Raw genomic sequence first — 16,882 nt, forward strand, 5'->3', positions numbered from 1 at the left:
TGATGGCTTCACTTCTCAATCGGTGTGTCGTCGCGGTTGCCCCATTCACCCCAGGAGCCTGCGTAACCGCGCATATTAAAGCCCAGCGCCTTGCCAACCAGCCAGGTAAAACTGCTGCGATGATGGCTTTGGCAATGAGTGGCAATTTCCATGTCGGGGGTTAGACCCAGTGCGTCAAGCTCGGTGACTAGCTCGGCGTAATCGCGAATGCGTAACGCGCGGTCTCGATCCATGGCATTGACCCAGTCCATATTGACCGCGCCTGGAATATGTCCCAGATGCTTGTTGTTACCTTTTTCACCGTCGTACTCGGCTTGGGAGCGCGCATCCCAGACGGCAAATGCTTTATCGTCGAGTTTCTGTTTGATCTCGTCGCAGGTAATTAATGCTTGGGGATTGAGAATCTCTGCCTGGTAGTCGCTGGGCGCCGGGGCCGAAGGGTCGGTGCTTTGGTTAAGACCAGCGTCGCGCCAGGCATGAATGCCGCCGTTGAGGTAGGAGTAGCGGTAGTGGCCGATGAGATCGAGCGTCCACAGCAGGCGCGCCGCCCAGCCGCCGCCCTCGTCATCGTAGGCCACCACATGCGTATCACGGGTGAGGCCCAGGGTGCTGAATAACCGCGACAGCGCCTCGACGCTGGGTACGTCGCTCGGCACAGGCCCTTCGCCGCGCATCAGGTGGCGAAAATCGAGGAAGATGGCCCCCGGCACATGGCCCTGACGGTAGCTGTCAGGGTTGACCGGTACATCGATAATCAGCAGTTGAGGGTCGTCCAGGCGCGCTTGAAGTTGCTCAGGCTCAACAATCAAGGGCAGCACGTTGGTTTCAGACGAGTGACTCTCGGTACTCATGGGCGACTCCTTATCAATTAAGCCTCAAGGCTATCGAGAATGCGGCGATAGCTGGCAAATCGTTGTTGATGAATCTTGCCTGTCTCGACGGCATTGAGTAAAGCACAACCGGGTTCGTTGCGGTGGCGACAGTCGCGAAAACGGCAGTGACCGATAAACGGGCGAAATTCGATAAAGCCGTCGGTGACGTCCTGCTCATCAAGATGAATCAGGCCAAACTCACGAATCCCCGGGGAGTCAATTAATTCACCGTTGGTTACTTCGTCACTGCGCATGGCATAGAGCCGCGCTGTGGTCGTTGTGTGGGTGCCTTTGCGTGAGTCTTCCGACAACGCACCAATGCGCAGGGTTTCATCAGGAAGCAGCAGGTCGATGAGCGATGATTTGCCGACGCCGCTCTGGCCGACAAATACCGACGTGCGCCCCTCTAACTGTTGGCGTAACGCATCAAGGCCGGCATCGCTTGCTGTGGTGGTGCGTATAACGGGGTAGCCCAACGCGTGGTAGCGTTCTAATAACGTGCCTAGTTCGCCGCCACCTTCCGGAAGTAGATCGGTTTTGTTGAGTACTAATACAGGCGCGATGTCGGTGGCTTCAGCTGCCACCAAGTAGCGATCGATCAAGTTGGGGTGGGGCGCGGGTTCGGCGGCGAATACGATTAGCAACTGATCGATATTGGCGGCCACTGGTTTGAGCAAGCCCCTTGAGTCTGGGCGTTTTAAGACGCTGTCGCGTTCCTCGCGGGCCACGACCACGCCGGAGCCGTCCTGGCCTGCCCGCCAAATGACCCGGTCGCCGGTTACCAAACCGTCTAAATTGGCGCGCAAGTGGCAGCGCACGGGCATGCCGTCGGCGTTGCGTACTTCTAGGGTACGTCCAAAATGCGCCATCACACGGCCGGGCTGTTCGGCACCGTACTCGCCAGCGGCTAGCTTTTCGGCGTCCTGTACATCACGCTTTTCAGCACGCTGCGCGCGCTCTGCCTGGACCTTTTCGACCCGCCAACGTTGCTGGCGGCTTAATTTACGTTTGCTCATGACCACCCGATGCTCGGTACAATGGTTGCATTGTACCTGTTAACCGCTGCTGGGTAACTTGATCTACCCACTATATTGGAGAGCACTATGAGCGAACATGTCGAACCGCGTGATGACTTACTGGTTTGGATTGACTTGGAAATGACCGGGTTGGATCCTAACAAGGAGCGCATTATCGAAGTGGCTACCTTGATCACCGACGCTCACTTGAACGTGGTGGCCGAAGGGCCGGTGATCGCGGTTAAACAGCCTGAGAGCCTGTTGGCCAGCATGGATGAATGGAATCAGAAGACCCACGGCGAATCGGGCCTGGTGGCGCGGGTTAAAGCCAGCGATGTAGGCGTCGCCGGGGCTGAACAGCAGACCCTGGACTTTCTGCGCCAGTACGTTGTGCCGGGCTCGTCACCGATGTGCGGTAACAGCATCCACCAGGATCGGCGTTTTCTAGAGCGCGAAATGCCAGCGCTGTGGGCATTCTTCCACTATCGCAATCTGGATGTTTCAAGCGTCAAAGAGCTGGCCAAGCGTTGGAACCCGGGCGCACTGGCGGGGTTCAAAAAGCAAAATGTGCACTTGGCGATGGACGACATAAAAGAGTCGATTGCTGAGCTTGCCCATTATCGCAATACGTTCTTACGCCTTGAGACGCAGAGCGACGAAGAAGAATAAAATGGTTAAGACACATCAGTGGCAATACGCGTCGCGCGCTTAAGGCGCTGTTCCTCAAGCGCCCAGGCAACGTGTTCGCGCACCAGGGCGCTTGGGTAGGCCCGCCGTGACCAGAGCGCGGCCTCCAGAGCCTCGCTCCAGGGCGCGTTGCCCAGGCCTACGGCGATATTGCGTAGCCAGCGCTCGTAGCCAATACGCCGGATGGGACTGCCCGCCGTTTTGGCGAGAAATTCCTCTTCCCCCCAGGCAAATAGGCGGATAAGCGACGCGCGGTCGAGGTCGTGGCGGGGCGCGAAATCCTCTTCCTGGGTGACGCGGGTAAAGCGGGTGAAAGGGCACACTAGCTGGCAGTCGTCACAGCCGTATATCCGGTTGCCCATGGCGCGGCGATATTCCGTGGGAATGGCGCCGTGTAGCTCAATTGTCAGGTAAGAGATGCACTTGCGCGAGTCGATCACTTTGTCATCGACGATGGCGCCGGTCGGGCAGGCGGTACGGCACGCGCTGCAGCTACCGCAGTGTTCTTCTTCAAACGGTGCATCGACGGGCAAGGGTAAATCGGTGTAAAGCTCGCCCAGGAAAAACAGTGAGCCCGCTTTGGGGTTGAGCAGCATGGCGTTTTTGCCAAACCAGCCAAGGCCCGCCTTTTGGGCAAGTGCCCGCTCCATCACCGGGGCGGAATCGACAAAGGCACGGTAGCCAAACGCACCAACCTCGTGCTCGATTTGTTTAGCCAGCTGCGCCAAGCGTTTGCGCATCAGTTTGTGGTAATCCCGGCCGAGGGCGTAGCGCGATACATAGGCGCGGTTGGGTTGGCCGAGCACCTTGGTGCTCTCTACCTCGGCGGGAAGATAATCCATGCGCACGCAGATCACCCGCTGTGTGCCGGGCTCCAGCTCTGCCGGGCGGGTACGCTTGGTGCCGTGTTTGGCCATAAAGCTCATTTCACCGTGGTAGCCTTTGTCTAGCCAAGCATTGAGGTGTGCTTCATGGGCGTCCAGTTGGGTGTCGGTAATGCCGACCTGCTGAAAACCTAGCTCACGCCCCCAGGTTTTGATGAGCTCGGCAAGATCGGCAAGGGTGTCGTCTGAAAGCATGGGGCGTGCCGCTTCGTCGCAAAAAAAAGAAAAGACAGAGAAATTGGCTGTTGAAACTCAACGGTTAGGCGTCAGCCGCGCTATGCTAACGCATTGCTGGTCATCACAACATGCGAAAGGAGAGATCGTGTCTCGCTTAAGTACGTCTACGTTACGCCCTCTTTATAAAGCGGCCCAAGTGCGCGAGCTTGACCGGCGAACCATCGAGGGGGGAATTGATGGCTTTGCTTTGATGCAGCGTGCGGCTTCAAGCGCTTGGCACAGTTTTCGCTCCCGTTGGCCTCAGGCGCGCAGCGTTACGGTGTTCTGCGGAAGTGGCAACAACGGCGGCGATGGCCACGTATTGGCAGCACTGGCGATGCAGTCGGGGCTTAAAGTGCAGCGTATTTCGCTCAAGCCGCTGGAGGAATTAAAGGACGACGCTTTTCGCGCCGCGCAGCTAGCCAGTCAAGCCGGGGTGGGCTGCGAAGAATGGCATCCTTCAATAGTGTTGACGGGGGAGGTCATTGTCGATGCGCTGCTGGGCACAGGCTTGAACGGCGAGGTGTCAGGTCGCTATCGGCGTGCCATCGAGCTCATCAATTCAGCCTCCCGGCCGATCTTGTCGATTGATATTCCATCAGGGTTAGCGGCTGATACGGGGGCGGTTCTTGGCGTGGCGGTGGAAGCTGCCTGCACGGTGACGTTTATTGGCGACAAAATTGGCCTGCATACGGGCGATGCCCCGGCATATACCGGGGAAATCGATTTTCGACCGCTGAGCGTTAAAGCTCAGGCGTTTTTTGATATTCCGCCCACCGCTTGGCGCCTTGATGACGCCTTGCTGAGCGAGGCGTTTACGCCGCGTTCGCGCACCAGTCACAAAGGTCGCATGGGACATGTCTTGGTGATGGGCGGCGCCTCTGGCTTTGGCGGCGCGGCGTTGCTAGCGTCTCAAGCGGCGGCGCGCTTAGGCGCCGGGAAAGTCAGTTTGGCGACGTCCGCTGAGCATATAACGGCTAGTTTAGTACGCTGTCCAGAAGTAATGGCACACGCGGTACGCGGCGGGGCTGAAGCCAGTGAGCTGCCAGAACAGTCGGATGTGGTTGTGGTAGGGCCTGGGCTTGGTCAGGCAGCCTGGGGGCAGGCTATCCTGCAAAGTGCTTTGCAGGCCTCAGTGCCGCTGGTCGTGGATGCTGATGGATTGACACTGTTGGCCCGCCACTGGCCGGATTTGCGACGCGATGACTGGGTGCTGACGCCCCATCCCGGTGAGGCTGCGCGCTTGCTAGGTTGCTCGGTTGAGGATGTCCAGAGCGATCGGCCCGCGGCCGCCCAGGCGCTGCAACGCGCGTGGGGCGGCGTGGTGATTTTGAAGGGCGCGGGCAGTTTAGTGGCAGGCCCGGGCGGTTTGATGGTGTGTCCCTATGGTAACCCCGGTATGGCCAGCGGCGGTATGGGCGATGCGCTAAGCGGCATGCTGGGTGCGCTGATTGCTCAGCGCGGCGATATCGAAGCCAGTGCGTGGTTGGGTACCTTGGTGCACGCCTTGGCGGCGGATCGCGCGGCGGCCGCGTTCGGTGAACGTGGCTTGCTAGCAAGCGATCTGGCATCCTATGCACGAGAATTAATTAACCCGTGAAGGCAGCCTACATGCAGGTGCAACTGGATAATGAAGAGGCTCAGGTGGCGTTTGGCGAAACCCTGGGTAACGTATTGCAAGGACGCGGACGTATTTATCTGGAAGGCGACTTGGGGGCGGGTAAAACGACGCTGACCCGCGGCGTATTGCGGGCCTATGGCTATCAGGGGGCGGTTAAAAGTCCCACCTATACGTTGGTGGAGCCTTATGAACTGGCAGGCCAGCGGCTTTATCATCTTGATCTATACCGTTTATCCGACCCTGAGGAGCTAGAGTTTATCGGCGGACGAGACGTATTGGCAGATGATGCGCTGTGCTTGATTGAATGGCCCAGTCGGGGAGAAGGCTGGCTGCCAACGCCGGATATTCGCCTGCAGTTGGCGGTGGACGAACCCGGACGCAGAGCCCGGCTAAGCGCCGGTAGCGACTTCGGTGAAAGGGTGCTGGCTACGTTAGGTGACCGCTTGTCGGGCTGTCCTCAGCAGGACGGTGTATTTCAATGGTCGTAAGCGCTATGGGTATAAGTGCAAGGGTGATGCAAGCGTTGGCATTGCGCCAGGTGGCGCTGAGTGTTGTGGCAATCATATCGGCGGGGCTGTGGACGTCGCTTCAGGCGGCCACGGTCGAGGGCATGCGACTCTGGGCGGCGCCCGACCATGCGCGCCTGGTCTTCGACCTGTCGGGCCCGTCATCGGCTAACGTGTTTTCTTTGGATGGCCCTGCCCGACTGGTCATTGATCTGGAAGACAGCCAGCTTGAAGCCGATCCAGATAGCCTATCACTGGAGGACAGTGCGATCAGTACCGTGCGCACCGGCACCCGTAACGGCAATGGGCTGCGGGTCGTGCTCGAGCTTAACCGCGAGGTGGAACCGCGCCACTTTACCCTGGCGCCCAACGATCAGTATGGTCACCGGCTTGTGGTGGATCTGGAGTACCCCGGCGAAAGCGCGGTGGAAAACCCCATTGACCCTATCGAGGCAATGATTCGCGACCAGGAAATGGAGGCACAGCGCGCCAGCGCCCAGGTGGGCGATAGTGAGCAGGCGTCTTCGCCAGCGGATGAGCCGAGGGTGTCTGAGGAAGCCAGGCCTCACCCGAGGCGCGATATCATTATCGCGGTGGACGCCGGTCATGGGGGCGAAGATCCGGGGGCGATCGGCCCATCAGGTACCCGTGAAAAGGATGTCGTGCTCGACATCAGCCAGCGCCTGGCCAATACCATCAATGCGGTTGACGGCTTCAAGGCGGTGCTGATACGCGACGGCGACTATTACTTGGGGCTGCGTCAGCGTACCCAGCTTGCCCGCGAGCAGAAAGCCGACTTTTTCGTGTCGATTCATGCCGATGCCTTCAACAGCCCGCGCCCCCAGGGAAGCTCCGTCTATGCGCTATCCCAGCGGGGAGCGACCTCAGAAACCGCGCAGTGGCTCGCCGATAGCGAAAATCGCTCCGACCTGATCGGCGGTGTGGACGGTAGCCTGTCGCTGCGCGACAAGGATCAGGTGCTTCGCGGCGTGCTATTGGATTTGACCATGACGGCGACGCTCAACGATTCGTTGTCGATTGGCGGACAGGTGCTGGATCAGCTCAAGCGGGTAAATCGGCTGCATAAATCGCGGGTCGAACAGGCGGGTTTCATGGTGCTCAAATCGCCCGATATTCCGTCGTTGCTGATTGAGACAGGGTTTATCTCCAATCCCGACGAAGAGCGGCGCCTGCGCGACCCCGTCCACCAGCAGCAGATTGCCGAGGCGATTTTCAGCGGTCTGAAGCGCCATTTCGAACGCTATCCGCCGCCAGCAAGCCTACTCGCATGGCAGCGGGATAATCAGGGCCGCCCGAGTGGCGACGAGTACCGCATTCAGTCTGGTGACACGCTCTCGGCGATAGCGGTGCGCCACGGGGTGCCGATCAACCAGCTCAAGCAGGCCAACGACCTTAACGGCGATGTGATCCGCGTCGGTCAAGTATTGCGTATTCCCAGTTCATGAGGTGCTGTGTTGTCTGAAACAATATCTGCAAGACCACGCATACACGTATTAGACCCTCGGCTGGCGAACCAAATCGCGGCGGGGGAGGTGGTCGAGCGCCCGGCATCAGTCACCAAGGAACTGATTGAAAACGCCATTGATGCGGGTAGCCAACGCATCGAGGTCGATATTGAAGCGGGTGGCGCTCGGCTAATCAAAGTCCGCGATGATGGCGTCGGCATTGGTGAGGAGGACTTGCCGCTGGCGCTTGCCCGCCATGCCACCAGCAAAATTGACAGCTTGGAAGACTTGGAGGGCGTGGACTCGCTTGGCTTTCGCGGTGAAGCATTGGCGTCGATTAGTTCTGTCTCGCGCCTGGAGTTGGTCTCCAATGCGCTAGACGACCCGCGCCATGGATGGCGTGTGGTGGCGGAGGGGCGCGGTATGGAGGCACGGGTGACACCTGCCCCTCACCCCAGGGGAACCAGCGTGGCAGTCCGCGACCTGTTTTTTAATACCCCCGCGCGGCGTAAATTTTTACGTACCGAAAAAACCGAATTTGCTCACGTTGAGGAAGCCTTCCGCCGTCAGGCGCTGTCTCGCTACGATATCGCCTGGACCCTGAGCCACAATCAAAAAGTGGTGCATCAACTGCCGCCTGGTCTCTCTCCCTCCGCCAGTGAGCGTCGCATCGCCTCACTTTTGGGTAAAAATTTTATTGAGCACGCCCGCTATATCGAACGGGAAGCAGGTGGACTGCGTCTCAGCGGCTGGGTGGGCTTGCCCACCCACTCCCGTTCTCAGGCGGATCAGCAGTACTTTTTTGTTAATGGCCGTGTAGTTCGCGACCGTCTGGTCGCCCATGCCGTGCGCCAGGCCTACCGCGACGTCCTGTATAACGGTCGTCACCCGGTTTTCGTGCTTTATTTAACCCTGGATCCTGAAGTGGTGGACGTTAACGTTCACCCTACCAAGCATGAAGTTCGCTTCCGCGATGGTCGCATGGTGCATGACTTTCTTTACTCAAGCTTGCATCACTGTCTGGCCGATGCACGGCCTAGCGCTGAGGAGGCCCATGTCGAGGCTCCCTCTGAAGATACTGCGCCCGAAGTGACGCCCGCCGAATCGGGTCGTTGGCAGCAGCAGGGCATGGCGCTTTCGCCTCAAGCCGATCGCCATCCCGGCGGCGAGCGCGTGCGACGCTTTATGGAAGGGTATCAGGCGCTACACCCCGATCACGAAGACACCTTGCTGACGCCGCAAACGCCTGCTGAGCGGGTAGCAGCACCGACGTCAACCGGTCAGGTGCGCGAAGCACCGCTGGCCATGCCGGAAAGCGACCCTACCAGTGCACCGCCGCTCGGTTTTGCGTTGGGCCAGCTTCACGGTATTTATATCCTGGCGCAAAATGTTCATGGTCTCGTATTAGTGGATATGCACGCCGCCCACGAGCGGATTGTCTACGAGCGTATGAAGCATCAGTTGTCGGCTTCTCAGGGGATCGATGCCCAGCCGTTACTCGTTCCGGTATCGTTGGCCGCCAGCCGCGCGGAAGTCGCTACCGCCGAAAGCGAGCGTGACGCCATCGCCCAACTGGGCGTTGAAGTGGATGTGGCGGGCCCAGAAACACTGCTGGTGCGTCAACTCCCGGCATTGCTTGGCCAAGCGGATCCTGAAGCGTTGGTTCGCGAAATGCTCGACGAACTGGCCCGCTTTGGCCGAACGCATCAAGTTGAAGCGCGTATTCATCAGCTGCTGTCGACCATGGCGTGCCATGGTAGCGTTCGCGCTAACCGGCGGCTGACGCTGGATGAAATGAATGCACTGCTGCGGGACATGGAGCGTACCGAGCGAAGTGACCAGTGCAATCATGGGCGTCCCACCTGGACTCAGATGGATTTAAAAGCGCTGGATCGACTTTTCATGCGAGGCCAGTAGGCGCTTGATCTGATGATTAGGCGTGATTTACGGTGCTGATTTTTTAAGTGGAGTTTTACCGGCGCATGGCTGACAAACGCCCTTGGGCGATTTTTTTAATGGGGCCGACTGCGGCTGGCAAGACCGACACGGCGATAGCGTTGCATGAACGACTAGGCCATCAACTGATTAGTGTCGACTCCGCGATGGTGTACCGTGGAATGGATATCGGCAGTGCCAAGCCGAGTGCGGCCGAGCTTTCCCGGGCACCCCACCGTTTGATCGATATTCGGGATCCGGCAACGCCGTATTCGGCGGCTGATTTTCGCCACGATGCGCTCAGTGAGATGCGACAAATCAGCGCGGAGGGCCAAGTGCCGCTGCTGGTAGGCGGTACCATGCTGTATTACAAGCACTTACTTGAAGGCGTGGCGAATTTGCCGTCGGCCGATGCCTCGATTCGCCAAGCCCTAGAGGCGCGGTGGCAAGCGGAAGGGCTCTCAGCACTCCACCAAACACTCGCGAAGGTGGATCCGCCTTCTGCTCAACGCATCCACCCCAATGACCCGCAGCGTCTGATGCGCGCCTTGGAAGTATATTACGCCAGTGGCCGCCCTATGAGTGCGTTATGGGCAGAGCAACAGCCTGAAACCTTTCCATGGCGGGTATTGTCGATAGCGCTAGTACCCGCTGATCGCGCGGTATTGCATCAGCGTATTGCCCAACGATTTGAAATGATGTTGCATGAGGGCTTGATAGATGAGGTGGCCGCCCTCAAACAACGACATGACCTACATAGTGAGCTACCTGCGCTGAAAAGCGTTGGCTACCGTCAGGTGTGGGAATTCCTGGACGGCCACTATGATAAAGATACGCTTGTTGAACGCGGCATTATCGCCACTCGACAGCTAGCTAAGCGGCAAATTACTTGGCTAAGACGTTGGCCGTCACTGCATTGGGTCGATACCCTAGAGGCCAACGCCTTGGATAAGGTGCTGAAACTCGTGCGCGAAAGCGGTGCTTAGCGTAAGATAGACGTTTCGTAAGTGATGTTTTCGAGTGGCCGAGTGAGCAGGCCTTTCGGGCAACAAGATGTCGGCGTAGCACCAGTTGGGCACGCCATCCATAACCAACCCCCAACGACAGTTTTAGGGAGAACAACATGTCCAAAGGGCAGTCCCTTCAAGACCCGTACCTGAACATTTTGCGCAAGGAGCGCATTCCGGTCTCTATTTTCCTGGTTAACGGCATTAAATTGCAGGGCCAGATTGAATCGTTTGACCAGTTTGTCATCTTGTTGCGCAATACCGTCAGCCAGATGGTTTATAAACATGCGATTTCAACCGTTGTACCATCGCGAAATGTGCGTATACCCGCACAAGATCCGGCCGCGCCGGAAGACGATGTTTAATCACGGTGGGATCTGCAAAACGATCCATGAGGTATTGATTGTTTTTTGAACGCCCCGATGCCGGAGAAACGGCAGTTCTTGTTCACGTTGATTTTCATGACGAACAAGCGCGTGAAGACCCGGGTGAGTTTTTAGAGCTCGTACGCTCTGCCGGTGCAGAGCCTGCGACATTGCTCACAGCCAGCCGACACCGTCCTGATCCACGTAGCTTTATTGGCTCAGGCAAGTTGGAAGAGCTGCGGGCGATGCTCGCAGCTCATCAGGCTGAGCTGGTCATCTTCAACCACGGTTTAAGCCCTTCGCAGCAGCGTAACTTAGAGCATGAACTTAAGTGCCGCGTATTAGATCGCACCGGTTTGATTCTTGATATCTTTGCGCAGCGGGCACGTACCCACGAGGGTAAGCTGCAAGTTGAACTTGCTCAGCTCGAATACATGTCCACACGCCTTATACGCGGATGGACGCACCTGGAACGCCAGAAAGGTGGTATCGGTCTGCGCGGGCCAGGGGAGACTCAGCTAGAAACCGACAGACGCTTGCTTCGTGGGCGTATTAAATCGATTCATAAACGCCTCGATAAAGTACGCAGCCAACGTGAGCAAAATCGTCGAGCCCGTTCACGGGCCGAAATTCATAGCGTCTCGTTGGTCGGTTATACCAACGCGGGTAAGTCGACGCTCTTCAATGCGTTAACCCAATCAGACGTGTATGCTGCCGATCAGCTGTTTGCAACGCTCGACCCAACGTTACGGCGGTTGGAAATCGAAGATGTAGGGCCGATCGTGATGGCCGACACCGTCGGATTTATTCGGCATTTGCCACATAAACTTGTTGAGGCTTTTCAGGCCACGCTCCAGGAGGCGGCTGAAGCAACGCTTCTGGTGCATATTATCGATGCCGCCGACCCGGATCGTGAGCTTAACGTCGAGCAAGTCGAGCGAGTGCTTGAAGAGATTGGTGCCGACGATGTGCCGGTTTTAAAAGTCATGAACAAAATTGACAAGCTTGACAGTGCCCCGCGCATCGAGCGCGACGGTCACGGTCGACCTGACGTCGTGTGGCTTTCGGCTCAAAGCGGTCAAGGCTTGGCGCTATTGCATGAGGCGCTCACGGAGCGATTAGCCAGCGACGTTATTGGTTTTTCGTTAACGTTATCGCCCGAGCAAGGTAAGTTGCGGGCTGGTCTTCACGAACTGAATGCGGTGCGTGAAGAGTCGTTTGACGAACAAGGCCGCTCGGTACTTGACGTGCGTTTGCAACGGCGTGATTTTAATCAATTGATGGCGCAACTCGGCGAGCGTGCTAACACCTACTTGCCCGACGAATTGCATGAAGCAAATGATTGGTAAGCCATTGCAGAAAGAGCGCTGTTTAGTAGTGGCCAAGTGACCCAATAAGCTCCGAATCGCAATAATGCTAAAACGCGTTGCGGCCCCGTGTTAACGTCGGGGCAGACGCGCGAGTGAACACCTCAGTGGAGACGAAGTATGGCCTGGAATGAGCCTGGTGGTGGCAACCAGAACGACCCCTGGAGTGGTGGTGGTCGACGTGGTGGCAGCGACGGCGGTGGGAACCGCGGTGGCAATAACGATAACAAAGGCGGTAATAATCAAGGTCCTCCCGATCTCGATGAAGCGCTGAAAAAATTTCAAGAAAAGCTTAGCGGCGTGCTAGGTGGTGGCAAAAAATCAGGTGGTGGCGGTAAGAAAGGCGGCGGTAGCGGTAAACCGCGCAATGTCTTTGCTCTGCCTGGCCTATTGATCATCATCGCGCTGGCCATCTGGGGCGCAATGGGCTTTTACGTGGTTGACCAGTCTGAGCGTGGTGTCGTATTACGCTTTGGTGAATACCAAGGCATCGTCGACCCAGGGCTGCAGTGGAATCCGCCGCTAATTGATGACGTGCGGATGGTCAACGTCACGCGCGTTCGTTCACTGACGCAAACGCAGTCGATGCTGACCCGCGATGAAAACATCGTTGAGGTGGAGATCTCCGCTCAATATCAAGTTGCTGACCCGCGTGATTTCGTACTCAATGTTCGCAATCCAGAGATGTCGCTTGATAACGCTCTCGATTCGGCCCTGCGCCACGTCGTCGGCGGGACTGACATGATCGACATTTTGACTTCAGGCCGTGAGATTCTGGGTAGCTCCGTATCAAGTCGTTTGCAGTCTTATTTGGATAACTACGGTACCGGGATTAGCCTGCAAACCATCAATATTGAGTCTACTTCAGCCCCCGAACCTGTTATCGATGCATTTGACGATGTTATCCGTGCCCGCGAAGACCGTCAGCGTTTGATCAACCAAGGGTTGGCCTACGCAAATGCGATTATTCCTGAAGCCCAGGGTCAGGCACAGCGTGTGGTTGAGCAGGGCCAAGGGTATCGTGAGTCCGTGGTTGCCGAGGCTCAGGGTCAAGCAAACCGCTTTAACTCCCTGCTTTCAGAGTATCGTAACTCGCCCGATATCATGCGTGAGCGCATGTACCTTGATGCCATCGAAGAAGTCTTTGGCGAAACGCCCAAGGTACTGTTGGACGTGAGTGAGAATGCGCCAATGATGTATCTGCCGCTTGAGCAGTTAAACCGTCGCCAGAGCGCTAGCGGTGCATCGCAACAGGGCAGCAGCGGTGTAGATCCTCAAGTGTTGGAAAGCCTGAGCAGCGGTAGCAGTAGCCAGAGCAGTAATTCTTCATCCAGTAGTAGCTCTATCCGCAGGGAGGGCCGGTAAATGATTAATAATCGATCCCTGCTAATCGTTGGCGGCATCGCCGCCGTCGCATGGCTTGCCAGTAATAGTCTGTATGTCGTCGATGAAACCGAGCGCGCGGTCAAGCTACGCTTTGGTGAGGTCATCGAAGAAAATATTCAGCCGGGCCTGCACGTTAAAGTGCCGATTGCGCAGACGATTCGTACTTTCGATACGCGCCTTTTAACGCTGGATACCGATACCAGCCGCTATCTAACGCAGGAGCAGAAAGCGGTGATCGTTGACTCCTATGTTAAATGGCAAGTGGTCAACCCTACTCGCTACTACGAGGCCACTGCGGGGGATGAGTTGATGGCGACCCGTCTGATTCAGCCTCGCGTGGACGAAAGCCTGCGTAATGAATTCGGTCGATTGACCCTCCAGCAAATCATCGCTGAGCAACGTGACGACCTGATGGACGGTCCAACCGACGAGCTGGACGAGTTGATGCGCGAAGAGCTTGGTGTTGCGATTCGCGATATCCGTATCAAGCGTATTGATTTGCCTCAAGATGTATCCGCCGCGGTATTTGATCGGATGCGCTCCGAGCGTGAGCGTGAAGCCCGCGAATGGCGTGCTCAAGGCCTGGAAGAGGCGGAGCGTATTCGTGCCAATGCGGATCGCCGCCGCCAAGTCTTACTGGCCCAGGCCAATGAACGTTCAGAAACGTTGCGCGGTGAGGGTGATGCGCAAGCAGCTGCCATCTTCTCGGAAGCGTATAGCAAAGACGAAGAGTTCTTCACCTTCTGGCGCAGCCTGAATGCTTATCGCGAAAGCTTTGCCGGCGACGACAACTTGTTGGTGCTCGAGCCGGATAGCGATTTCTTCCGTTATTTGCGCAGCGCCACGCCTGACGAAGAGTAGGACTGCTTGAGGCTGGCCTCGCCGGTATCGGCGGGGTTCAACCCGGCACAAAACGTGATAGACTTTACAAACCGGGCGATGCCCGGTTTTTTTGTGGCCCCACGTTGTTGGGCCTTCACTATCGTCGTCTTGCAGGATTGTTCACATGACCATCGCTGACCGCTGGCTATTGCCCGACGGCATGGACGAAGTGCTGCCGCCTCAGGCAAGCCGTATGGAAGAGCTACGCCGGACGTTGCTGGATCTATACCACCGCTGGGGCTATGACCAAGTCATGCCGCCCCCAGTAGAGTTTTTAGATTCTTTGCTGACCGGTACGGGCACCGATCTAGACCTCCAAACCTTTAAGTTGACCGACCAGTTGACGGGGCGGATGATGGGAGCGTCGGCGGATGTCACGCCCCAGGTGGCGCGGATGGATGCCCACTCGTTGAAACGCCAAGGGCCAGTTCGGCTGTGCTATTGCACCAATGTGCTTCGTGCCAAAGCCGATCAGCATCAGGGTGGCCGGAGTCCCGTCCAGGTAGGCGTGGAGCTCTTTGGTCATGCCGGATTAGACGCCGATAAAGAAACTATTCATTTAGCACTGTCGAGCCTTCAGGCGGCCGGGGCGCAGGAAATTCACCTCGCGCTTGGGCATATCGGTATTTACCGGAGCCTGGTGGAGGCCGCTGCTTTAAACGCCGATCAAGAAGCGCTTCTGTTTGACGCCCTAGCCCTTAAATCACCGGGGCAACTGGCCGAACAGGTGAACGCCAGTGTGAGCGATCCCGCGCTCGCCGATATGTTGCTAGCCCTGGGTGAGCTGCACGGCGATGCCGACATTTTGCTTCAAGCGCGTGAACGCCTGGCCGGTGCGCCAGCGTCTGTGTTGGCAGCGTTGGATCAATTGGACGCCCTCTATCAAGGCGTGTTAGCGCAGTTTGATGTATCGCTGTATTTTGATCTGGCCGAGCTGCGTGGCTATCAGTACCACACTGGTATGATGTTTGCGGCGTATGTTCCCGGCTACGGACATGCATTGGTTAAAGGTGGGCGCTATGATGATACTGGGCGCGCCTTTGGCCGTCCGCGGCCAGCCACCGGCTTTTCTATGGATTTGAAGCAATTGGCATCACTGGATGTGGCTGCATCGGGTTCGGGCGCGATTTGGGCACCCGCCGAGCAAACGGCCTTGCTTAACGCCGCTATCGCGGCATTGCGCGATCAAGGCGAGCGGGTGATTCAGGCGCTGCCAGGGCAGCGCACAGGACCAGCGGAGCACGACTGTGACCGCTGTCTTGAGTTTATTGATGGCCGTTGGCAGCCAACGGCCCTGACACAAGAGACGAGTTTATAATGGGCAAGAATGTCGTAGTCCTGGGGACCCAGTGGGGTGACGAAGGCAAAGGCAAGATCGTTGATTTGCTGACCGAATCAGCATCAGCGGTGGTGCGTTTCCAAGGGGGGCATAACGCAGGTCACACACTAGTGATTGATGGCGAAAAAACTGTCCTTCACTTGATTCCGTCCGGCGTGTTGCGGCCCGACAAGACCTGCATTATTGGTAATGGCGTGGTGCTATCGCCGGAAGCGCTGATCAAAGAGATTCGCGAGCTCGAGGCAAAGGGTGTTCCGGTTCGTGAACGGTTGCGCTTGTCGCCCGCCTGTCCGTTAATCCTGCCGTATCACGTCCGTTTGGACCAAGCGCGGGAAAAGGCCCGTGGCATCGCCAAAATCGGGACGACAGGTCGCGGGATTGGCCCCGCCTATGAAGATAAAGTTGCGCGCCGGGGTTTGCGGTTAGGCGATATGCTCCATCGCGAACGTTTTGCTTCCAAGCTGGGCGAAGTACTCGACTACCACAACTTTGTGCTGGTCAATTACCACGGTGAGCCGGCAGTCGACTTCCAAGAAGTCCTCGACACCGCGATGCAAATGGCAGACGAATTGCGTCCGATGGTTCGCGATACGGTGAGTATGGTTCACGACCTGCGTAAAGCAGGCGAAAACATTCTCTTCGAAGGTGCTCAGGGCTCATTGCTGGACATTGACCACGGCACCTACCCTTACGTGACCAGCTCGAACACCACCGCAGGTGGCACAGCGACAGGCTCCGGGGTGGGGCCGCTTTATCTGGATTACGTGCTAGGCATTACCAAAGCCTATACCACCCGGGTGGGCTCAGGGCCATTCCCTACCGAGCTTTTCGATGCCCACGGTCGACATCTGGCCGAAAAAGGCCACGAGTTTGGCGCGACTACCGGGCGTGCCCGTCGCTGCGGCTGGTTCGATGCAGTGGCGTTACGCCATGCGGTGCAGATCAATTCGGTCTCCGGTATTTGCCTAACCAAGCTTGACGTGCTCGATGGTCTGGAAAACATCCGCGTCTGCGTGGGCTATCGGAGTAAAGATGGCGACGTGCTGGATAACCCGGTTGACTCAGAGGGCTATGAAGCCGTCGAGCCGCTCTATGAGGATTTGCCAGGCTGGAAAGAGTCGACGCTAGGCATTAAAAAGGTCGAAGACCTTCCCGCCAATGCCCGCGCCTACATCAGTTTCCTGGAAGAGCAGGTCGGGACGAGTATCGATATTATTTCCACCGGACCAGACCGTAACGAAACCATTGTGCTGCGCAATCCGTTCGACGGATAAGCCTAACCGGCGTGGCCGTAGTGAGAAGGGCTTGAAAAGAGGGGCGACCATGTCGCCCC

The 16,882-nt window shown here is 57.4% G+C and carries 15 protein-coding genes; 12 read left to right on the forward strand and 3 right to left on the reverse strand.

The genetic code is table 11. The features are described from left to right. Nucleotides 1–8 precede the first annotated feature (8 nt). Entirely contained in the window at nucleotides 9–851 is an 843-nt protein-coding gene (locus BLR97_RS04225) for a sulfurtransferase (RefSeq protein ID WP_089702833.1), read from the reverse strand. A gap of 17 nt (nucleotides 852–868) precedes the next feature. Beyond that, nucleotides 869–1,888, reverse strand: a complete 1,020-nt coding sequence (gene rsgA, locus BLR97_RS04230; protein ID WP_089702834.1) for a small ribosomal subunit biogenesis GTPase RsgA — start codon at nucleotides 1,886–1,888, stop codon at nucleotides 869–871. Nucleotides 1,889–1,975: 87 nt separating this feature from the next. On the opposite strand from rsgA, the gene orn reads away from it, so the two are divergent. Continuing rightward, the gene (gene orn, locus BLR97_RS04235; protein WP_089702836.1) at nucleotides 1,976–2,557 is read left to right on the forward strand and encodes an oligoribonuclease; all 582 of its coding nucleotides are present in this window, start codon (nucleotides 1,976–1,978) and stop codon (nucleotides 2,555–2,557) included. 5 nt (nucleotides 2,558–2,562) lie between these two features. Here orn and queG read toward each other — a convergent pair whose 3' ends face one another. Beyond that, nucleotides 2,563–3,654, reverse strand: a complete 1,092-nt coding sequence (queG, locus tag BLR97_RS04240) for a tRNA epoxyqueuosine(34) reductase QueG (protein WP_089702838.1) — start codon at nucleotides 3,652–3,654, stop codon at nucleotides 2,563–2,565. Nucleotides 3,655–3,781: 127 nt separating this feature from the next. Between queG and BLR97_RS04245 the strand changes: the two genes are divergently transcribed. From BLR97_RS04245 to BLR97_RS04295, 11 genes are all read left to right on the forward strand, one after another. After that, the gene (locus tag BLR97_RS04245) at nucleotides 3,782–5,275 is read left to right on the forward strand and encodes an NAD(P)H-hydrate dehydratase (RefSeq protein WP_089702840.1); all 1,494 of its coding nucleotides are present in this window, start codon (nucleotides 3,782–3,784) and stop codon (nucleotides 5,273–5,275) included. 11 nt (nucleotides 5,276–5,286) lie between these two features. After that, complete coding sequence (tsaE, locus tag BLR97_RS04250) at nucleotides 5,287–5,784, forward strand: tRNA (adenosine(37)-N6)-threonylcarbamoyltransferase complex ATPase subunit type 1 TsaE (RefSeq protein ID WP_089702842.1); 498 nt, start codon at nucleotides 5,287–5,289, stop codon at nucleotides 5,782–5,784. A gap of 122 nt (nucleotides 5,785–5,906) precedes the next feature. After that, nucleotides 5,907–7,268 carry an N-acetylmuramoyl-L-alanine amidase gene (locus tag BLR97_RS04255; protein WP_422821907.1) on the forward strand — a complete coding sequence of 454 codons (1,362 nt, stop codon included), beginning with the start codon at nucleotides 5,907–5,909 and terminating at the stop codon, nucleotides 7,266–7,268. 9 nt (nucleotides 7,269–7,277) lie between these two features. Beyond that, nucleotides 7,278–9,185 (forward strand): DNA mismatch repair endonuclease MutL, encoded by a 1,908-nt coding sequence (mutL, locus tag BLR97_RS04260; protein ID WP_089703208.1) that lies wholly within the window; start codon nucleotides 7,278–7,280, stop codon nucleotides 9,183–9,185. A gap of 65 nt (nucleotides 9,186–9,250) precedes the next feature. Continuing rightward, nucleotides 9,251–10,189, forward strand: coding sequence for a tRNA (adenosine(37)-N6)-dimethylallyltransferase MiaA (gene miaA, locus BLR97_RS04265; RefSeq protein WP_089702846.1), 939 nt, complete (start codon nucleotides 9,251–9,253; stop codon nucleotides 10,187–10,189). 137 nt (nucleotides 10,190–10,326) lie between these two features. Further along, nucleotides 10,327–10,575 carry an RNA chaperone Hfq gene (hfq, locus tag BLR97_RS04270; RefSeq protein ID WP_089702848.1) on the forward strand — a complete coding sequence of 83 codons (249 nt, stop codon included), beginning with the start codon at nucleotides 10,327–10,329 and terminating at the stop codon, nucleotides 10,573–10,575. A 38-nt stretch (nucleotides 10,576–10,613) separates the two neighbouring features. Further along, nucleotides 10,614–11,924, forward strand: a complete 1,311-nt coding sequence (hflX, locus tag BLR97_RS04275; RefSeq protein WP_089702850.1) for a ribosome rescue GTPase HflX — start codon at nucleotides 10,614–10,616, stop codon at nucleotides 11,922–11,924. A 138-nt stretch (nucleotides 11,925–12,062) separates the two neighbouring features. Further along, nucleotides 12,063–13,307: an FtsH protease activity modulator HflK gene (hflK, locus tag BLR97_RS04280; protein ID WP_089702852.1), complete on the forward strand. Its 1,245-nt coding sequence runs from the start codon at nucleotides 12,063–12,065 to the stop codon at nucleotides 13,305–13,307. After that, a complete protein-coding gene (gene hflC, locus BLR97_RS04285) occupies nucleotides 13,308–14,189 on the forward strand; it encodes a protease modulator HflC (RefSeq protein ID WP_089702854.1) in 882 nt (293 codons plus the stop codon). Between the two features lie 145 nt (nucleotides 14,190–14,334). Continuing rightward, on the forward strand, nucleotides 14,335–15,528 hold the full coding sequence (locus BLR97_RS04290) for an ATP phosphoribosyltransferase regulatory subunit (RefSeq protein ID WP_089702856.1): 1,194 nt from the start codon (nucleotides 14,335–14,337) through the stop codon (nucleotides 15,526–15,528). Further along, nucleotides 15,528–16,823, forward strand: coding sequence for an adenylosuccinate synthase (locus tag BLR97_RS04295; protein WP_089702858.1), 1,296 nt, complete (start codon nucleotides 15,528–15,530; stop codon nucleotides 16,821–16,823). The genes BLR97_RS04290 and BLR97_RS04295 overlap by 1 nt, the downstream gene beginning before the upstream one ends. Nucleotides 16,824–16,882: the final 59 nt, after the last annotated feature.

The organism is Vreelandella arcis (assembly GCF_900103865.1).
Classification (GTDB): domain Bacteria; phylum Pseudomonadota; class Gammaproteobacteria; order Pseudomonadales; family Halomonadaceae; genus Vreelandella; species Vreelandella arcis.